General features: G+C 58.5%; 12 protein-coding genes and 1 pseudogene. 9 read left to right on the top strand and 4 right to left on the bottom strand.

Annotation, left to right across the window (positions count from 1 at the left end):
- Nucleotides 1-5: 5 nt before the first annotated feature.
- Entirely contained in the window at nt 6-3140 is a 3135-nt protein-coding gene (putA, locus tag B2P82_RS16095) for a bifunctional proline dehydrogenase/L-glutamate gamma-semialdehyde dehydrogenase PutA (protein WP_290498035.1), read from the bottom strand.
- Between the two features lie 227 nt (nt 3141-3367).
- Here putA and B2P82_RS16090 point away from each other — a divergent pair.
- A pseudogene (locus tag B2P82_RS16090) lies at nt 3368-4475 on the top strand (glycosyltransferase family 4 protein).
- Here the strand turns inward: B2P82_RS16090 and B2P82_RS16085 are convergent.
- Complete coding sequence (locus B2P82_RS16085) at nt 4476-5576, bottom strand: substrate-binding domain-containing protein (RefSeq protein ID WP_290498032.1); 1101 nt, start codon at nt 5574-5576, stop codon at nt 4476-4478.
- A gap of 137 nt (nt 5577-5713) precedes the next feature.
- Between B2P82_RS16085 and B2P82_RS16080 the strand changes: the two genes are divergently transcribed.
- Both B2P82_RS16080 and B2P82_RS16075 read left to right on the top strand, forming a co-directional pair.
- Complete coding sequence (locus B2P82_RS16080; RefSeq protein WP_422653702.1) at nt 5714-6469, top strand: type III PLP-dependent enzyme domain-containing protein; 756 nt, start codon at nt 5714-5716, stop codon at nt 6467-6469.
- Nucleotides 6429-7037 carry a type III PLP-dependent enzyme domain-containing protein gene (locus B2P82_RS16075; protein ID WP_290498028.1) on the top strand — a complete coding sequence of 203 codons (609 nt, stop codon included), beginning with the start codon at nt 6429-6431 and terminating at the stop codon, nt 7035-7037. Before B2P82_RS16080 ends, B2P82_RS16075 begins: the two co-directional genes overlap by 41 nt.
- Here the strand turns inward: B2P82_RS16075 and murI are convergent.
- Nucleotides 6983-7855, bottom strand: coding sequence for a glutamate racemase (murI, locus tag B2P82_RS16070; protein WP_206992195.1), 873 nt, complete (start codon nt 7853-7855; stop codon nt 6983-6985). The two genes, B2P82_RS16075 and murI, sit on opposite strands and share 55 nt — an antisense overlap.
- 123 nt (nt 7856-7978) lie before the next feature.
- Between murI and B2P82_RS16065 the strand changes: the two genes are divergently transcribed.
- Complete coding sequence (locus B2P82_RS16065; RefSeq protein WP_034816515.1) at nt 7979-8278, top strand: hypothetical protein; 300 nt, start codon at nt 7979-7981, stop codon at nt 8276-8278.
- On the opposite strand, the gene B2P82_RS16060 is transcribed toward B2P82_RS16065, so the two are convergent.
- Complete coding sequence (locus B2P82_RS16060) at nt 8275-9660, bottom strand: sensor histidine kinase (protein ID WP_290498026.1); 1386 nt, start codon at nt 9658-9660, stop codon at nt 8275-8277. The genes B2P82_RS16065 and B2P82_RS16060 overlap by 4 nt on opposite strands.
- A 209-nt stretch (nt 9661-9869) precedes the next feature.
- Between B2P82_RS16060 and B2P82_RS16055 the strand changes: the two genes are divergently transcribed.
- From B2P82_RS16055 to B2P82_RS16035, 5 genes are all read left to right on the top strand, one after another.
- Entirely contained in the window at nt 9870-11324 is a 1455-nt protein-coding gene (locus B2P82_RS16055; RefSeq protein ID WP_290498025.1) for an efflux transporter outer membrane subunit, read from the top strand.
- A 17-nt stretch (nt 11325-11341) separates the two neighbouring features.
- A complete protein-coding gene (locus B2P82_RS16050) occupies nt 11342-12613 on the top strand; it encodes an efflux RND transporter periplasmic adaptor subunit (protein ID WP_290498023.1) in 1272 nt (423 codons plus the stop codon).
- Complete coding sequence (locus tag B2P82_RS16045) at nt 12610-14967, top strand: efflux RND transporter permease subunit (RefSeq protein ID WP_290498022.1); 2358 nt, start codon at nt 12610-12612, stop codon at nt 14965-14967. Before B2P82_RS16050 ends, B2P82_RS16045 begins: the two co-directional genes overlap by 4 nt.
- Nucleotides 14876-15832: an efflux RND transporter permease subunit gene (locus B2P82_RS16040; protein ID WP_349679757.1), complete on the top strand. Its 957-nt coding sequence runs from the start codon at nt 14876-14878 to the stop codon at nt 15830-15832. Before B2P82_RS16045 ends, B2P82_RS16040 begins: the two co-directional genes overlap by 92 nt.
- 74 nt (nt 15833-15906) lie before the next feature.
- The gene (locus tag B2P82_RS16035; RefSeq protein WP_290498019.1) at nt 15907-18129 is read left to right on the top strand and encodes a M13 family metallopeptidase; all 2223 of its coding nucleotides are present in this window, start codon (nt 15907-15909) and stop codon (nt 18127-18129) included.
- The last annotated feature ends 25 nt before the right edge of the window (nt 18130-18154 follow it).

Here is an 18154-nt window from a genome sequence, read left to right as displayed (position 1 = left end):
CTCCATTATAAGCTGAGCAACTCAGCGTCCCCGCCCTGTGCCGTAATGTTCACCGTCAGGGTGCGCTCAGTCGCAAAACGATGCAAGTAGTGCGGACCACCGGCCTTCGGGCCGGTGCCAGACAAGCCGTCTCCCCCAAAGGGCTGTACACCCACAACAGCCCCCGTCATTGACCGGTTCACATACGTATTGCCAACAGGATAGGCGTCGCGCACCTCCTGCTGAAAGCTTTCAAGCCGCGAATGAACGCCCAGTGTCAGTCCGTATCCCTTGCCTCTCATCATTGCGCCAACTTCAGCAATGTCATCCGGATCGTACCGCAGTACATGAAGGATCGGGCCGAACTTCTCCTCAGTTATCTGGTCGATGGAACTCAGCTCAATCAGCGCTGGACCAAACCCATAGCCCGTTTCGCCGATCCGGCCGGGCGACAATTGGTGCAACACCTTAGCCTCGTCCTTCATCATCTGGACATAGGCCTGAAGGGAAGCGCGGGACTCTGCATCGATCACGGGACCCAAATCGGTGTTTGGCTGACCGGGGTCACCGATGTTGAGCTCGTCCATCGCACCGATCAAGCCTTCGATCAGATGGTCTGCAGTCTCGTTCGGCAGGAACACGATCCGAAGCGCGGAACAACGCTGGCCCGCTGACCCAAAGGCGGAGTCAATAACATCATCTATGACTTGCTCTCTCAGCGCCGTTGTATCGACGAACATGCTGTTCAAACCGCCTGTTTCGGCGATCAGCGGTGTAATCGGACCGTCGCGGTCCGCCAGTGTCTTGTTGATGATCCGGGCTGTCGTCGTCCCGCCGGTGAAGCATACGCCGGATACACGAAGGTCGCCGATCAGCTTGGCGCCAACCGATTCTCCCCCGCCCGGCAATAGATGCAAGGCGTCACCTGGCAACCCGACCTTCTGGAACAGTTTCACCGCCTCGAACGCAATCAGGGGCGTCTGTTCTGCCGGCTTTGCCACCACCGTGTTACCCGCAGCCAATGCCGCGGAAACTTGACCCGTGAAAATAGCCAGCGGGAAGTTCCATGGACTGATGCAACAAAATACACCGCGGCCGTGCAGGGAGATGTGATTGGTTTCGCCAGTCGGCCCGGGTAATTTCTGCAGTGTCGTGAATTCCGCTTCCGCCTGCATGGCGTAGTAGCGACAAAAATCGACTGCTTCCCGGACTTCCGCAATACCATCCGCCAACGTCTTGCCGGCTTCGCGAGCCATCAGCGCGATCAGCCGTTCGGCATTTTCCTCAAGCGCGTCGCCCATGGCACGCAGATGTTTCGCTCGCTCCGCGCCGCCGAGCCCATCCCAGCCGGGCTGAAACCGGGTCGCCGCCGTCAGTGCCCGGTCGATATCGTCATCCTGCGCTTCCCGGCAGCTGCCAAGAACGGTCTCGGTATCAAACGGCACGCGGATCATCTCTCCACCACCTGTGACCGCTTTGCCAGACACGATAGGTCCAGCCGCAATCGAAGGGCTGTCCCGGAAACTCTTGATCGCGGCGGCCATCTCATCGCGCACACTGCGCTGGCTGAGGTCGAGACCGGTGGAGTTGCGACGCTCAGCGCCATACAGCCGTGGCGGCGTCGGGATGCGCGGGTGACGTCGGGGACCGACCTCCACCTTGACGATGGGATCCGCCACAACCTGTTCAGGAGGCACGTCCGGATCAAGGAAGGAGTGGACAAAGCTTGTATTCGCGCCATTCTCCAGCAGGCGTCGCACCAGATATGGAAGCAAGTCTTTGTGCGCACCGACAGGTGCATAGACCCTTACACGGCGGCCTAGACCGGCAGCCCCATAGAGCGCCTCTCCCATACCATGCAAGCGCTGGAACTCGAATGTCGAGTTCCCAATCTCATCGGCGAGCATCTCGATCGCGGCAACCGAGTGCGCATTGTGCGTGGCAAATTGCGGGTAGATGGCATCCTTGGCTTCCAGCATCTTGCGTGCGCAGGCCAGATAGTTGAAGTCGGTCCCGGCCTTTGTGGTGAAGACCGGGAAGTTCGGATAGCCCTCGACGTGGGCATGCTTGATTTCGCTGTCCCAGTATGCGCCCTTCACGAGCCGCACCATGAAACGATGGTCTGTCTGCTCGGCGAGATCTTTCAGCCGCTCGATCACGTCACCTGCGCGCTTCTGGTAAGCTTGAACAGCCAGCCCCAGCCCGTTCCAGTTCCTCAGCGAAGGTTCCCGCGCGAGCCGATCAAGAATCTGCAAGCTGAGCACCAGCCGGTCAGCTTCCTCCGCATCAAGACAGAGGTTGATATTGGCTTTCGCTGCGCGTTCACATAGCTCCAGCACGGACGGATACATTTCATCCATGATCCGCGCTCGGTTTACCGCTTCGTAGCGCGGGTGAAGCGCAGACATTTTTACCGACACGCCATTACCTTGTTCCGGCGCGGTGGATTTATCCTTTTCGGTGGCAACGCCATCAATCGCGTGCTGATAAGCTTTCAGGTAACGCGCGGCATCTTCGGCGGTGCGGGCCCCTTCCCCGAGCATGTCGAAGCTGAAATGCGCTGCATCCCCTGCTTTGACCATTCTGCGTCCCCGCTTCTGGGCATCCTTCACGGTCCGTCCGAGAACAAACTGTTCACCCATGATGCGCATGGCCTGCATCATGGCAGCGCGGATGACCGGTTCACCACTTTCGCGGATCAGGCCCTGAATAAACTTCGCGGGTCCTTTCTTCAGGCTTGCAGGCACACCAATTACTTGCCCGGTCAGCATCAACCCCCAGGTGGAGGCATTTACCAGCCAGGATTCGGACTGTCCTTGATGCGCGCTCCAGTCGCCGGAGCGGATTTTCTCTGCAATCAACTCATCGCGCGTTTCGGCGTCCGGCACCCTCAGCAGCGCCTCGGCCAGACACATCAAGGCCAGACCTTCTGCATTCGACAGACCAAACTCCTCAAGGAAGCTTTCCATCATGCCCTTATCGCGGCCACGCGCACGGGCGGTCTCGACCAGTTCCAGCGCTCGACGCATGGTTGCCTGGCGCAAGTCATCGGATAGTGGTGTCTGTTTGAGCAGATCCTCCAGCAAGGCCTCCTCATCCGCAAACTTAATCTGGTCGAGTGCATGCCAGTCAATTTTTTCAAGCGCGAGCGTGTCAGCCATATGGGTACTGGTCCGGTAAGTGTGAGCCTGTAGGCGTAGGAGCAATTATCAGCCTGAATGTGGTGAAAACGGGTTAGTCCTGCCCCGATATGCACCAATTCCGAATTATCTATATCTTTTCACATGACCCGATGCGAGAGAAGTTCAACGCATACCGGCCTCTTTACGCAGTGCACCAACACGGCCACATTGGCGCGGGACTGGCTGAGGCTGTTGAAGGAGCGCTCATGCGCATCATGCTCGTTACGGACGCCTGGGATCCTCAGGTTAATGGCGTCGTGCGCACAATGAAGCGCGTGATCGAGGAAACCGGGGCTATGGGCCATGTCTGGGAGATTGTTCATCCCGGCCAGGGGTTTCGAACCATGCCACTGCCAACCTATCCGGAAATCAAGCTGGCCCTGTTCGCCCGGCGCAGGATTGAAGATCGGTTCCACGAATTCGAGCCTGACGCTATCCATATCGCCACCGAAGGCACCCTCGGCATGGCCGGGCGCGCCATGTGCCTCATGGTCAAACACCCCTTTTCGACCGCCTATCATACACGATTTCCGGAATATGTTTCAGCGCGGCTACCGGTCCCCACCCGGGCTGGATACTCCTTTGTGCGCTGGTTCCACAAATATTCCGGAAAGGTCATGGTACCGACCCCCTCCATGGTGAAGGAGCTGGAGGCTCAGCGCTTCATCAATCTCGTCGCCTGGAGCCGGGGCGTGGACACCAACATGTTCACCCCGGAGCGCCGCATCGAGGAAGGTCAGCCGGGCGACCCGTTTGAAGGCCTGCCACGCCCGATTTTCCTGAATGTCGGCCGCGTCGCCGTGGAAAAAAACATCGAAGCCTTTGCCGAACTGGACTTGCCGGGCACGAAAGTGATCATTGGCGATGGCCCTCAGCGCGAGGAATTGCAGAAGCGCTATAAAGACGTCGTCTTCCTGGGCGCAAAGTTCAATGAAGAACTCGCGACCTGCTATGCTGGCGCAGATGTCTTTGTCTTTCCGAGCATGACGGACACATTCGGACTTGTTGTTCTGGAAGCCATGGCGTCCGGCACACCGGTTGCGGCCTATGATGCGACCGGTCCGCGCGATGTTATCCCGGGCTCCGATGCCGGGACGATTACACCTGCTGGCGGCAATCTTGCCGAAGGNNGCTGTCGCCTGTCTCTCGCTCAGCCGCGCCACGTGCCGCGCCTATGCCGAGACCTATAGCTGGCGCGCTTGCGCCGAAGCCTTCATCGAGAATTTGCAGCCGCTGCCAGCCCCCGCCCGCAAGCGGTTCTGGCAAAAGATCAGGCTGCGCCGCCGGAAGAAGCCAACCTTGCCCAGCCTATAGCTATTCGCGGGCAACCCTTGTCTCGAGTTGTCGGGCCACCTCCTGCTCGGCAATGCGTAATTCATCCGGTAACGGGATCAGGCCCTTTTCGAGCAGATAGCCATCCGGCCCCATGGCGCGGTCTGATACAAATTCCTGAACGAATTCGGTCAGGCCCGGTACGAGCGGGATATTCTGGTTCTTCACATAGATGTACATGCTGCGCGACAAGCCATACTCGCCTGACGCGATGGCCTCGAAGGTCACCGGTACGCCATCCAGATGCGCCGCCTTCACGCGATCTCCATTCTGCTCGAGAAAAGAATAGCCCAACACGCCCACAGCCGTTGGTGTCTTGATCAGCGACTGGATGATTGCCGTATCATTTTCACCAAGGTCGATCCACGCACCATCGGTACGGATCGTATGCGTGCGCAGCAGGAATGCTGCCGGGTCAGCCTGCTTCAACGCCACCAATTCCGGCAAGGCAAGCGCGCCTTGCTCCATGCCGAGTTCGGTGAAGGCATCCCGCGTGCCAGATGTAGGCGGCGGGCCAAGCACCATGATTGGCTCGTCAGGCAAGTCGGGGTTGATTTCGGACCAGTTCTTGTAGGGATTGGGTCGGAAACCGCCCTGCCCATCCGGAATGTGAGCCGCAAGCGCGAGGAACACTTCCTCCTTCGTCAGGTCGAGCGTCGGAGCCTGACGAGCATTGGCCAGCACAATCCCATCGAACCCGACCGACAAGGCCGTTATTTCGGTTATGCCATTTTCGGCACACAGCGCCTGTTCGCTTTCAGTGATCATGCGTGAGGCGTCCGAGATCGACGGACGATCCGGTCCGATTTTCTGGCAGAATGTCTTGAACCCCCCGCCCGTCCCTGTGGTTTCCACTATGGGGGTCGGATAACGCGTGGTCGCCCCGAAACGCTCGGCAACGGTTGTTGCAAACGGCGCGACGGTGGAGGAACCGACTATGCGAATTTTGTGTGTGCCGTCTGCGCTGACAGGTGGCGGCGGGATGGTGTCCCCCGTGTCCAGATCAGACAGGTCAGTCCGGCCGCACGCAGCCGAGAACAAAAGAACGAGGGGGAAAAGAATACGGCCAATTCTGGCTGTCATGCGATCATGGCTCCGGCGAACGACATCTGGCTGAGGGGCGTTGGCACCCGGCCTGATGCCCATAAAGCAAGGTCCCTACCCGTTCAATGTGATGTGTGGGTGACAAAAATATCAGGTTGCCCGAAATTTTTGCTTGCATGCCCGAAAAGAGTCCCCTACATCGCCCCTCGAAATCGATGTGGCGGACATCTGGGCCAACCCTTAAACTGGGGGCCCCCTGTACTAACGCCCAAAGCTGGTTAAAAGCCCTTTGGAGGTTAGGTGTCATGCACTCCTATGCTACCCCCTATAATATTGTTGCCGATGCGCAGCCTGATCTGCCGGTATGGTGTTTCCGCCCTGAGCGGGTCACTGCAGCCGCAAAATGGTTCAAGGAAAAGTTCCCTGGCGAGCCATTCTATGCCGTGAAGGCGAACCCGGGCGAGCATGTGCTCGAAGCCCTCTGGGAAGCTGGCGTACGCAGTTTCGATACGGCATCGCTGCCAGAGATCGAACTGATCCATCGCAAATTCCCGGGCGCCCGCATGGCCTTCCTGCACCCTGTGAAGAACCGCCGCGCCATCCAGCGCGCTTATCACGAGTTTGGTGTACGAATTTTTGTCACCGACACGATGCAGGAACTGCACAAGATCCTCGAGGAAACCGGCTACGCCAAGGACCTTACGATCATTGTACGGATCGCTGTATCCTGTGACGGCGCCGCTCTGCCGCTGGCAGGTAAATTCGGTGCCAGCGCAGAAGACGCGACCGAGATCCTGCGTGAAGCCCGCCATTATGCGGACGAACTGGGCGTATCCTTCCATGTCGGCAGCCAGGCGATGAAGCCTACCGCCTGGTGGACGGCTATGGCCGATGNNGTCCCGCATCATCATCGCGGCTTCGGTCACGGTTGATATCGTGGATGTCGGCGGTGGCTTCCCTTCGATCTATGCGGACAATCCTCCGCCATCTCTGGAAGACTATGCGGCGATGGTTGAGCAGGCCTTCGAGAACATGTTCGTTCTTGAAAACGCCGAGTTGTGGTGTGAGCCCGGCCGCGCGCTGGTTGCCGAGTCGGAAAGCCTGCTTGCCCGTATTGAGTTGGTGAAGGATGACGCGATCTACATCAATGACGGTTCTTATGGCGCCCTCTATGATGCAGTTCACGAGCGCTGGTCGTTCCCGATGCGGGCCCTGCCAAGCAATGGACGCACGCTTGGCCGACTTGTTGAGTACACCGTGTACGGTCCGACTTGCGATTCTACCGACAAGTTCCCTGCCAAAGTTTGGCTGCCTGCCGGACTCGAAGAAGGTGACTATCTGGAATTCGGAAACCTGGGCGCCTACGGCCGGGCCATGTCCAGTCGCTTCAATGGCTTCGGGGAAACTCTGGTCGCCCGCGTTCATGACGCCCCTTGGCCGAGTCTCTACAATGCGGTCGGCGCAGAAGTGATCTCGATCGGCGCGTCCGGCACACGCTGAACGTTAGGAAACCCGTACCGCCTGAGGACGAGCGCCAGATCTGGCACGTCTTCAGGCAACGAGGTCAGCCACGCATGGCCCCCAATTCCCTGCGCTTCAGTCTCTGGCGGAAGCACACGGATGGTCTGGCGCGCGATCGCCGCTCCTGAGTCAATATAGCTGACAGGCCGCGGGGCACTGGCCACCAATTGTGCCCGCACGAGCGGGAAATGCGTGCACGCCAATACGACCGTATCGATCCGGTCCCCACCCGGAGCGTCGAACATAGGCTTCTGGGCTGCCTCGAAGGCATTGATCGGCAGATCCTCGCCGCGCGCATGCGCCTCTGCGAGTTTCACCAGTTCGATACTGCCATGCATCACAACGTCCACATCTCGCGCAAAATTGGAAATGAGTTCAGCCGTATAGGCGCGCCGCACCGTTCCGGGGGTTGCCAGCAAACCGATAGTGCCGGTCTGGGTCAATTGAGCCGCTGGCTTGATAGCCGGTACTGTTCCAACAACCGGAATATCCAGAGCAGCCCGCACGTCCTGCAGAGCCAGAGTCGACGCTGTGTTGCAGGCAATCACAAAGACATCCGGCTTGACTTTATCGCACAGCGCCTTGGCAACGGCCGGCAAACGCGCCTGCAAGGCTTCATCGGACTTCTCACCATAGGGGAAAAAGGCAGAGTCAGCAGAGTAATGGATACCTAGCGCCGGTCCCAAGGCGCGTATTTCTTCCACAACGGTCAAACCACCCATGCCGGAATCGAATACCAACACCCTGCCCCGGGCGGGGGATGGCACGAAATTCGGCGGGAGCGTATCGGCAGGCATTGCAGGAATCCTAGTCGCATTCCGCTGTGGCGGAAACAGGGCATGAAATACGCAATGGCACGGGATTTGTTGTGCAGCGCAGCATTAAGCCCTATGTCTGTTGTAAGAATGTGAGGTAATGCAATGCTCGAACTCTGGCTAACTCCGTGGCGCGCGGGCCTGTCCATGACAGCTGCGACGCTCGAAACCCTGATTGCCACTCAGAAAAGCATGTCGGTCATGGCGCCCAAAGGCATGGCGACTCCGATGACCGAAGACAAATTGCGCGATGCGTTTCAGATTGCCGCTGACGTAAATTTGCGTCGCTGGGAAGACACTGCAGGTGCCCTGCAGAATCTGCCAAACTGGTTGCATGATCTGCACGCCTTGCCAGGCAATATGGTGACCGACTGGTTTGATGCAGCGCGCCGCGCACGCGACTAGTCGGACAAACCCTCCTCGCGGGCAGCAGGCAACCAGACTCCGAAAGCCGTCCCCTCGCCAATGCGCGTCTCTACCGAGAATCCGCCGCGATGATGGGCCATGATATGCTTCACAATGGCCAGGCCGAGCCCTGTGCCGGTGATCTTGCCCCCCCGGCTCTGATCGGCGCGGTAAAAGCGTTCGCCCAAACGCGGCAAGTGTTCACGCTCGATCCCCGGTCCCTGATCTTCTACGCGCATCCAGATGGCGCGCTCCTGCGTGCCTGGCCGGCTTGACGCGGGCAACAAGGTCATGCGCTCGCTGCTGGCCCAGGTCTGCCCCGCTTTCAAGCGTGCTTCGGCCATACCGGAGGCCATACCAAAGCTCAGGGTTACCTGTCCGCCTTCCTTTGAATACTTCAGGGCGTTTGAAACGAGATTCTCCGCGACCTGAATCATCTCGTCGCGGTGGGCGATCACCGGCATGGGCCCATCATCCGACTGAACCACCAGCCGTACCCCCTTCTCCGCCGCGATGGCGCTGAAAGCATGTGTGGCATCGGAGACAATGTCCCGAAATTCCTCGCGTTCGCGCGGCGATACATGTTCAGAAGACTCGATCCGCGACAGGGACAGCAAATCCGCGATCAATCGCGACATGCGCTCGGTCTCACCGGCCATGATGGCCAGAAATCGGTCCCAGGAATCCTTGTCATCCTTGGCAGGGCCCCGCATCGTCTCGATAAAGCCCGACAGCGCAGTCAGCGGCGTGCGCAATTCATGGCTCGCATTAGCCAGAAAGTCTGATCGCGCCCGCGCGGCGCGGCGAAGAGGGGTGAGGTCTTCCAGAACGACGAGCGTACGTCTTGCCCGGCCGGGTCGCGATACATGCGCCCGCCACGTTTCGTCTGGCCCGCTCTCGACCTCCACAGCCATCGGCTCGACCGTGCCAGTCTGAATCGCATTCTCGATCGCAGAAAGCAGCCCCGGCGACCGGATGACGGTACTGGCGCGGGGGTTTACACGCCCATCAAGCCGCAGAATGAACTCCGCCTCTTCGTTCATCGTGACAATGCGTTGCTCGTCATCAATCTCGAAAGCAGGCAACGGAAGAGCATCCAGAAGAATGGCCGATTCCTGAATATTCGGCTGAACGAGCGCTGGCTCAACCGAGAGCCGCGGACTGATGGGAAGGATAGTGGCGGTTCCGACGAAGATGGCTGTGGCGACGGACATGGTCACCAGCAGGGCTGCAATCGCCTCAATCAGGCCAATTGCGCCTGTAATCCACATCAAAAGCAGGATAAAACCGAAGCAGCAAACAAGCGTGATGAAGTCTCTCGCGCGCCGCGAAAGGGCGCTTCGAGCGGACTGTTTTGCGTCGGCTGACATGCCTTCGCTCATTCATGCTCCTGTTAACTAACTACTCAAAGACTTCAGGTCTCGAAGCCGCTAATACGCAACCAGACATCTGCCAAGCCCTTCACGACGTATCACAACCACAAGCGGCATTTGTGCAACTAAATGTAATTATTGAAAAACGATAATTTATCATTGACAGTCGACTAGAGCGGGCGTATCCGACGTCTGGAAAAGGGAGCGTTGCCGACGGCATGACACGATCAATTCTACTACTAGCCCCGGCAATTCTTGCGGCCTGCGCAACATCACAGGCAAATTTGCCCGGCATTGATGGAAATCGCGAGGAAATTTTTGCAATCGCGCCTGATGCTCCGGTGGATTGGGCGGCTTCGGGAGTTGCTGGTCAGGCGACCACTGGCGACTGGCTAAGCCAGTTCAGCGATCCGGTCATGGAAAGTCTGGTGCGGGAGGCATTGGCCAATAGCCCCACGCTTGAATCACGCGCCGCACTTGTCCGGGCAGCTGCTGCGTCAATCCGCACGGCCCGTTCTCAGCGTTCCGTCAGTATTGACAGCTCCATCAGCGCTGGAGTCACATCCAATTCCTTTGAAGTTGGCGGTGATCTTGATCGAGCGACGGACGGCATTTACGGTCTGGGCCTTGATGCGAGTTGGGAAGCCGATCTTTGGAATCGGCTCGGACGTGGTATTGCCGCCGCAGAAGCAGACCTTGCCGCAAGCGAAGCCGACTTTGCCGCCGCCGAGCTGTCTGTTGCCGCTCAAACTGCCATCGCCTGGATCAATCTGAACGCTGCCCTGGCGCAGGAGCGCGTGGCGGTACTGACTTACGAAGCACGCGACCGGGTTCGCATTCTGACAGAGCGCCGATTCCAGCGCGGACTGGCCCAAGCATTGGATGTGCGCACCGCACGCAGCGCACTTGCTGGCGCAGAAGCCAGTATTGCGCAACGCCGTCAGCAATCAGGTGAGGCTGCACGTCGACTGGAAATCCTGCTGGGCCGCTATCCCGCAACCGAAATCGAAGCCACGGCTGAATTGCCCGTGCTGGAAACGCTGGTCGTAGAAGGCAATCCAATGCTGCTGCTATCGCGTCGCCCGGATGTGGCCAGCGCCGAAGCGAGTATCGTAGCCGCAGGCCTGCGCGCGGAACAAGCGCGCCTCGCCATGCTGCCCGCCCTGCGCCTCACCGGCTCTATCTCTACCAGCGAGTCCGAATTTGCCGACATGGTTGATCCAGAGCGGATCGCCGCCCGGCTCGTAGCAAGCCTGATCCAGCCGCTGTTCACGGGTGGACGCCTAGACGCCCAGCGTGATGCCGCTGTGGCGCAAGCAGAATCAGCGATTGCGAGCTATGCTGGCATTGCGCTGACGGCGTGGGGAGAAGTCGAGGACGCTATCGCAGCCGACACGTATCTCGCCCTGCAAGAGGATGCGCAATTGCGCGCCTTGGAAGAGGCTCGCCTTGCCGAAGAACTGGCCGAGCGCCAGTACACAAGTGGTACGATCACCGTGTTCAATCTGATCGATGCTCAGACCCGGCGTCTCACTTCTGAGAGCCAGTTGGTTTCCGCGCGCGCATCGCGTGCTTCGAACCGGATTTCCTACCATCTAGCCCTTGGGGGCGGCCTGCCCGTACAGACTGCCTCGACCACCGTTCAAGCCCCGCAAGAAAGCGCCGCAGAATAGCGGCAGGAGAATAAGTCATGGGACGCCTCATTTCAGTTTTGATTCCGATCGGGATCCTCGCCGTGGTTGGTATCGGCGGCGTGGTCGCTCTGTCTGCGATCAAACCCAAACCTGAAAAGGCCGAGGAAGCCCGCGCCGGCCTGAATGTATTTGCAGAACCCGTTCGTCAGGGCGACCTGACGCTCGTCGTGGAATCGCAAGGCGAGGTAAAACCGCGGCGCGAGATCATCGTGGCTCCGCAAATTTCCGGCCGGATTTCCTACGTGTCTCCTGACTTCATCGATGGCGGCTTCATCAATAAGGGTCAGCTGCTCGTCCGTGTCGAGGCGGCTGACTATGAACTGGCAGTTGTACGCGCCCAGTCTACCGTGGCCAGCGCCCAGCAGGCCCTTGCCCTCGAAGAGGCCGAAGCCGATCTGGCGCGGCAGGACATCGAGGACCTCGGTATTTCCGATGCCTCTCCCCTCGCCCGCCGCGAACCTCAGCTGGCGGGCGCCCGAGCCGCGCTGGAATCCGCCAGAGCCCAACTGAAAGACGCCCAATTGGCGCTTGACCGAACGGCCGTCTACGCACCTTTTGCCGGCCGCGTGCGCGAACGCAATGTCGATATTGGTCAAGTCGTCTCTGTCGGCCAATCACTTGGTCAGATCTTTGCCAATGATGTTGTTGAAGTCGCCCTACCGCTCAAGGACGCCGAAATGGGACGTCTGGGTCTTCCCCTCGCCTTCAGTTCCAGCGAGGCGCAGCCAGGTCCGGATGTGACCTTCCGCGCCACGGTTGGCGGCGTTGAGCGCGAATGGCACGGACAGGTCGTCCGGACAGCCGCTGCTGTGAATTCTCAAACCCGCCAGATCAATGTCATAGCCGAGCTTCAGGATCCTTACGGCGCTGGCGCCGATGGCGACGCACCCATGGCACCCGGCCTTTTCGTGACCGCCATCATTCAGGGGGAAACAGTCGAAAACGTGCTGATCGCACCACGCGGCGCTCTGCGCGGAAATGATCGCCTGTTTGTCGGCCTGCCGGACGAAGGCAAGCTGGCGATCCGCCAGGTGAAGCTGATCTACTCCGATCCTGATGGAGCCTATCTTGCCTCGGGCGTCGAGCCCGGTGAACTGGCCATCACCAGCCCGATCCAGGCCCCTTTCGAAGGTATGAGCATCACCGTCATGCAACGGATGGAAGATGGTTCCATCAAGGTTTACGAGCCCAAGCGGACCGAGGAATCATCCAGCACCGGCGAGCCTGCAGCAATTGCGTCGACCACAGGTGATGGAGCAGCCCAATGAGCGGGATTGTCGCCTGGTTCGCCCGTAACGCCGTCGCCGCAAACCTTCTGATGATCGTCGCCTTCACGGGCGGTGTCTTCGGCTACACCAAGATGGAACAGGAAATGTTCCCCGTGGTGAATATCACGGGTGCCTCGGTATCGGTTACCTGGAATGGCGCTTCGCCACAGGATGTCGAAGACCAGATCGTTACACGGATTGAAGAGGCTGTCGCAGACATTGACGGCCTCGACCGGATCACCTCGATCGCGAATGAAGGCCTCGGTGTCGTCAACATCAAGGGTCGCGACGATGTCGACATGGACAAGTTTCTGGATGATGTGAAGATTCGCGTCGATCAGATCAACAATATGCCCCAAGCGGCGTTCCAGCCGCAGGTGACACGCTGGGAACAGCGCAACAACTATATTGGCCTGTCCGTCCACGGCAATGTGGACGCACGCACGCTGCGGCGCGTCGGCGACCGGGTTCGTGATGACATTGCGAACATTACCGGGGGTGAGCTGGCGCAGCTGGGCGGCGTTATCGACGAACAAGTCAACATCGAAGTATCGGAAGAACAATTGCGTCGCTACGGGCTGAGCTTCAGTGATGTGGCCAGTGCTATTCGTCAATCCTCGCTGAACTCGTCAGGCGGCCGAATTGAATCTTCAACCGGCGACGTTGCCATCACGGCTCGGCAATTGGCCGACACAGCGGATCAATTTGGTAACATCATCATCCGCCAATCGACCGAACAGGGCACTATCCGCGTGGCCGACGTCGCCACGATCGATGACGGCTTCGCAACAGACAAGTTCAAGGCCACATACAATAACGAGCCAACCGTCTTCGTGCAGGTTCCCCAGCCGAACACGATGCACATTGTCGAATATACTGACGACATCAAGGCATATGTGGACCGCGCCAATGACCCTTCCAACGGTATCCTCCCGGAAGCCGTGAAGATCGACATCCTGTTTGACGATTCCGTGGCTTTCAATGCCCGTATGGATTTGATCCAGCAATCTGCATTGACCGGGGCCGTTCTTGTCATGTTGGTCCTGCTATTGTTCCTGCGTCCGACTGTGGCCCTATGGGTCACGATCGGAATCATCACCGCCTTTGCCGGCGGGATCTTGCTCCTCCCCTATTTTGGCGTTTCCTGGAACATCCTCTCCACCTTCGCTGTCCTGCTGGTGATCGGGGTGATCGTTGATGACGCCATCGTTGTCGGCGAGAATATTCACCGAGAGATCGAAAGCGGGCGACGCGAAGGCCTGGACGCTGCTATTGTCGGCACGCAACTCGTGCTGAAACCGGTCGTGTTCGGCGTTCTGACCACGATCATCGCCTTCCTGCCATGGGCATTCATTAGCGGCCCGACCCGAATGTTTACCCAGCAGATCACGTTCGTCGTGGTCGCCGCCCTGATCTTCTCGATCATCGAGTGCATGCTGATCCTGCCGAGCCATCTGTCACATATGAAGCGCCAGTCCTTCGACGGTCCGTCTGGCAAATTGCTCAAGCTGCAGCACTCGATTGCAGACAGCCTGCTCTGGTTTGCCAACAACCTCTACAAACCCTTCCTCGAACTGGCGATCCGCTATCGCTATGCGACCGTCATGCTCTTCTTCTGCCTGTACTTCCTGGCAACACGGATCACAGGTATGGGCATCGTACCCTTCAAATTCATGCCGGAAATCGAAGCAGACCTTGTTCGGGTCGAAATCGATATGCCAGACGGTACGCCATACACCCGCCTCGAACAGATCCGCGACCAGCTGCAAGCCGGTATCGACGTTACGATGGCGGAATCGATCAAACAATATCCGAATATAGAGGGTGGCCTGATCAAGGATGCCGCTGTCGTTGCGTCCGGGACGCGCGTCAATGCCTGGATTGGGGTCTTGCCACCCGAAGACCGGCCTGTCGGATTGCGGTCCAAGGATATAGCCGAACAATTACGCCTGAATGTCGGTGATATTCAGGATGCTGAAGAAATCAATTTCGATTTCACCTTCAATGATGAACAGAGCGGCGTGCGCTTTGCCCTCAACCATCAGGACCTGGACCGTCTGCGTGAAGCGGCTGCCGCAGTTAAAGAACATCTGGCAACTTATGCCAACGCCTACGATATTGGAGACAACCTCTCCTCAGCCGCTGAAGAGATTCGTATCTCGCTGAAACCGGGCGCGGAAACGCTCGGCATCACGCTGGCCAGCGTCACCAACCAGGTCCGGCAGGCATATTATGGCGAAGAAGCCCAACGCCTGCCCAGAGATGGCGAAGATGTCCGCGTCATGGTCCGTTTGCCGGAATCGGCCCNNGGAAAATCTGGACAGCCTGAATTCTCTCCGAGTACGCACTTCTGATGGCCGCGAGATTCCGGTCACCCAGGTCGCAAACTTTGACTATGCACCAGGGATCAACCGCATCATTCGTCGCAATCGCACCCGGTCAGTCTCAGTGTATTCTGAAGTGCTGGGCGACGGTGGGCGAAACCAGATCATGGCCTCAATGGACGAAAATTTCTGGCCAGACTTCGAGAAGACCTTCCCGGATGTCGAGCGCGGCGTGGCAGGCGGCATCGAAGAAGAACAGAAGTTCATGGAAGAAGTTGGTCGATTGATCCTGATTGCCATCGGCGCGATGTACATCTTGTTGGCAGTGGCGTTCCGTTCTTACGCCCAGCCACTGCTGTTGATGATGGCCCTGCCCTTTGCTTATTGCGGAGCAGTCTTCGGGCTCTGGATATTTGATACACCGATGGCCATGTTCTCATTCTTCGGCATTGCTGCAGCCGCAGGGGTCGTGATCAACGACAATCTCGTCCTGATCGATTATGTGAATCGACGGCGGGATGAAGGCGCAGGTGCCGTTCAGGCGCTGGTCGATGGGGGCGTATCCCGCTTCCGGCCCATCCTGTTGACTTCCGTCACCACCTTTGTCGGCATCCTGCCGCTGATTGCAGAAAAATCCGTTCAGGCACAATTCCTCAAACCGATGGTTGTGTCATTGGGCGCAGCTGTTGCGTTCGCGCTTTTTGTCTCACTGTTGATGGTCCCTGCCCTTTATGCAGTCGGTGTCGAGATTGGTCGGATCTTCCGCTGGACCTGGGGCGGCAAGCCATTCCGCCAGATCGGTGAGACCTATAGCGGAGAAGTGACAATCGACGAGGATGAATTGATTGGCACGAGCAAAGATGGCGGACTTGGTCCAATGGCTCCCGCCGAATAAAATGTACGCAACACGGTAAAGGCCCGCCCGGATCAAGCGTCGGGCCTTTATCCATATTACTGGAGAGACCTTAAATGAAACACCTCATGCTCGGGGCAGCGACCATTGCCCTCCTCACCGCCTGTTCGCCGGCATCTACGGAAGACACCGGTCAGTCAGCAGAGCCTGCGACAGTAACATCAACATCCTCGAACACGCCGAACGAAGCAGGCAAATATGTCACCGCAGAAGGCCTGGAGCTGTCTGCTGCTGACTATTGGGGGGACTGGGGTGTTGACCTCACATTGCGCGATGACTCCATCGCACCCGGCGATAATTTCTATGCCTATGCCAATGGCAAATGGCTCGACAGTTTCGTTATCCCGAGTGATCGCACACGTTATGGCGCCTTCACTCTGCTGGCTGAAAAGTCAGAGCAACGCGTACTCAATATCATTCAGGAGCTTGCCGAAGCCGAACCTGATCCGGCCACACTCGAAGGCAAGGTCGCCTCTGTCTACAACGCCTATATGGACACGAGCGGTATCGAAACCGCTGGCCTCGCGCCCGCCACGCCCTATCTCAGCAAGATCAAGAATATCGATAGCCGGGAAGACCTCGCCAAGCTGTTTGCGGCAACGGGCTACGCCTCCCCTATCGCGGGCTGGGTCGATGTCGATTCCAAGCAGACCGACCAGTACATCTTCTATGTGACCCAAGCCGGGCTCGGCATTGGCGACCGTGACTATTATCTCGACGATACAGAGAAAAACCTTGAAATCCGCGCGGCCTACAAAGCCATGCTGACCACCCTGCTGACAGAAGCAGGCCATGAGGAGGCCGAGGCGGCGGCAGACCGCGTGATCGCGCTCGAGACCCGTATTGCTCGCGCCCATTGGGACCGCGCAACAGGCCGGAATCGCAACCTCACCTACAACAAGATGAGCCGCGCAGAGTTGGAACAGCTCGCCGGAGACTTCCCGGTGGCGACGATGCTCATGGACCTTGGCCTGAACAGCGAAGAATCCTTTGTCGTGCGCCAGGTCACTCCGACAGCCGAAGAGATCGCAGAAAACGGGCTCACCGCGGAACAGATCGAAAAAGTCTCGGGCGGCGGCATAGGCGGCCTGTTCGAGATCATGCAAACCGCCTCACTTGAGGACTGGAAGGCTTATCTAGCGGCCCACTTCCTGATCGATCACGCCGATGTCCTGCCCCGCCGCCTGGATGAGGCGACCTTCGAATTTTATGGCAAGAAACTGGGCGGTGCCGAAGAACAGCGCGAGCGCTGGAAGCGTGCAGTCTCAACCGTCGAAGGCTCCGTCGGAGAAGGTGTCGGCAAAGTCTATGCCGAGCGCTTCTTCCCGAGCGAGAACAAGGCAGCCATGGACGATCTGGTAGAGAATTTGCGAGCGGCCATGGCCAGCAATCTCGATGAGATCGACTGGATGGGCGACGACACGAAGACAGAAGCACATGACAAGCTCGCCAAATTCACCCCAAAAATCGGATATCCGGAGAACTTCGAGACCTATGCGGACCTGAATGTGGGCCCGGACGCCTTCGCCAACTCCATGGCGGTGAATGACTGGGCCTGGAAGGACATGATCTCCCAGCTCGGCCAGCCGATCGACAAGACCGAATGGTTCATGTTGCCCCAGACGGTGAACGCCTATTATTCGCCCAACCGGAACGAAATCGTGTTTCCCGCCGCCATCCTTCAGCCGCCTTTCTTCAATCTGACTGCAGACCCCGCCGTCAATTATGGTGCGATCGGCGGCGTCATTGGTCACGAAATGGGCCACGGCTTCGATGATCAGGGCGCCAAATCCGACGGAAATGGCACGCTCCGCAATTGGTGGACCGCTGAAGACGAATCCAATTTCAAGGCCAAGACCGGCGCGCTGGTAGAGCAATATAATGCTTTCTGTCCCCTGGACGATGGGGAAACCTGTGTGAATGGCGCGCTGACACTCGGCGAGAATATCGGCGATCTCGGCGGTCTTTCGATGGCATACAAGGCCTACAAGCTCAGCCTCGACACAGATGGCAACGGCACGATCAGCCCGGATGAGGAAGCGCCTGTGCTGGACGGACTGAGCGGTGATCAGCGCTTCTTCCTGGCCTGGGCCCAGGTCTGGCGGTCCAAGTACCGCGAAGAGGCAACCCGTCGCCAGCTGCTGACAGACCCACATTCCCCACCCGTTTACCGGGTAAACGGCGTCGTTCAGAACATGGCAGAATGGTACGAAGCCTTTGACGTTACGGAAGATGACGAGATGTACCTGCCGCCTGAGCAGCGCATCCGGATTTGGTAAACGGTTATAAACCGTAGCATACACT

The organism is Hyphomonas sp. UBA4494, assembly GCF_002388935.1.
GTDB lineage: Bacteria > Pseudomonadota > Alphaproteobacteria > Caulobacterales > Hyphomonadaceae > Hyphomonas.
Note: the sequence above shows the minus strand (reverse complement) of the source record. Positions and strands in the feature narration are given on the sequence as shown.

Excerpts from the sequence above, each read along its gene's own strand:
- B2P82_RS16085 (WP_290498032.1), bottom strand. The coding sequence starts at position 5,576 with ATGACAGCCAGAATTGGCCGTATTCTTTTCCCCCTCGTTCTTTTGTTC.
- murI (WP_206992195.1), bottom strand. The coding sequence starts at position 7,855 with ATGCCTGCCGATACGCTCCCGCCGAATTTCGTGCCATCCCCCGCCCGG.
- B2P82_RS16050 (WP_290498023.1), top strand. The coding sequence starts at position 11,342 with ATGGGACGCCTCATTTCAGTTTTGATTCCGATCGGGATCCTCGCCGTG.
- B2P82_RS16055 (WP_290498025.1), top strand. The coding sequence starts at position 9,870 with ATGACACGATCAATTCTACTACTAGCCCCGGCAATTCTTGCGGCCTGC.
- B2P82_RS16060 (WP_290498026.1), bottom strand. The coding sequence starts at position 9,660 with ATGAGCGAAGGCATGTCAGCCGACGCAAAACAGTCCGCTCGAAGCGCC.
- B2P82_RS16065 (WP_034816515.1), top strand. The coding sequence starts at position 7,979 with ATGCTCGAACTCTGGCTAACTCCGTGGCGCGCGGGCCTGTCCATGACA.
- B2P82_RS16035 (WP_290498019.1), top strand. The coding sequence starts at position 15,907 with ATGAAACACCTCATGCTCGGGGCAGCGACCATTGCCCTCCTCACCGCC.
- putA (WP_290498035.1), bottom strand. The coding sequence starts at position 3,140 with ATGGCTGACACGCTCGCGCTTGAAAAAATTGACTGGCATGCACTCGAC.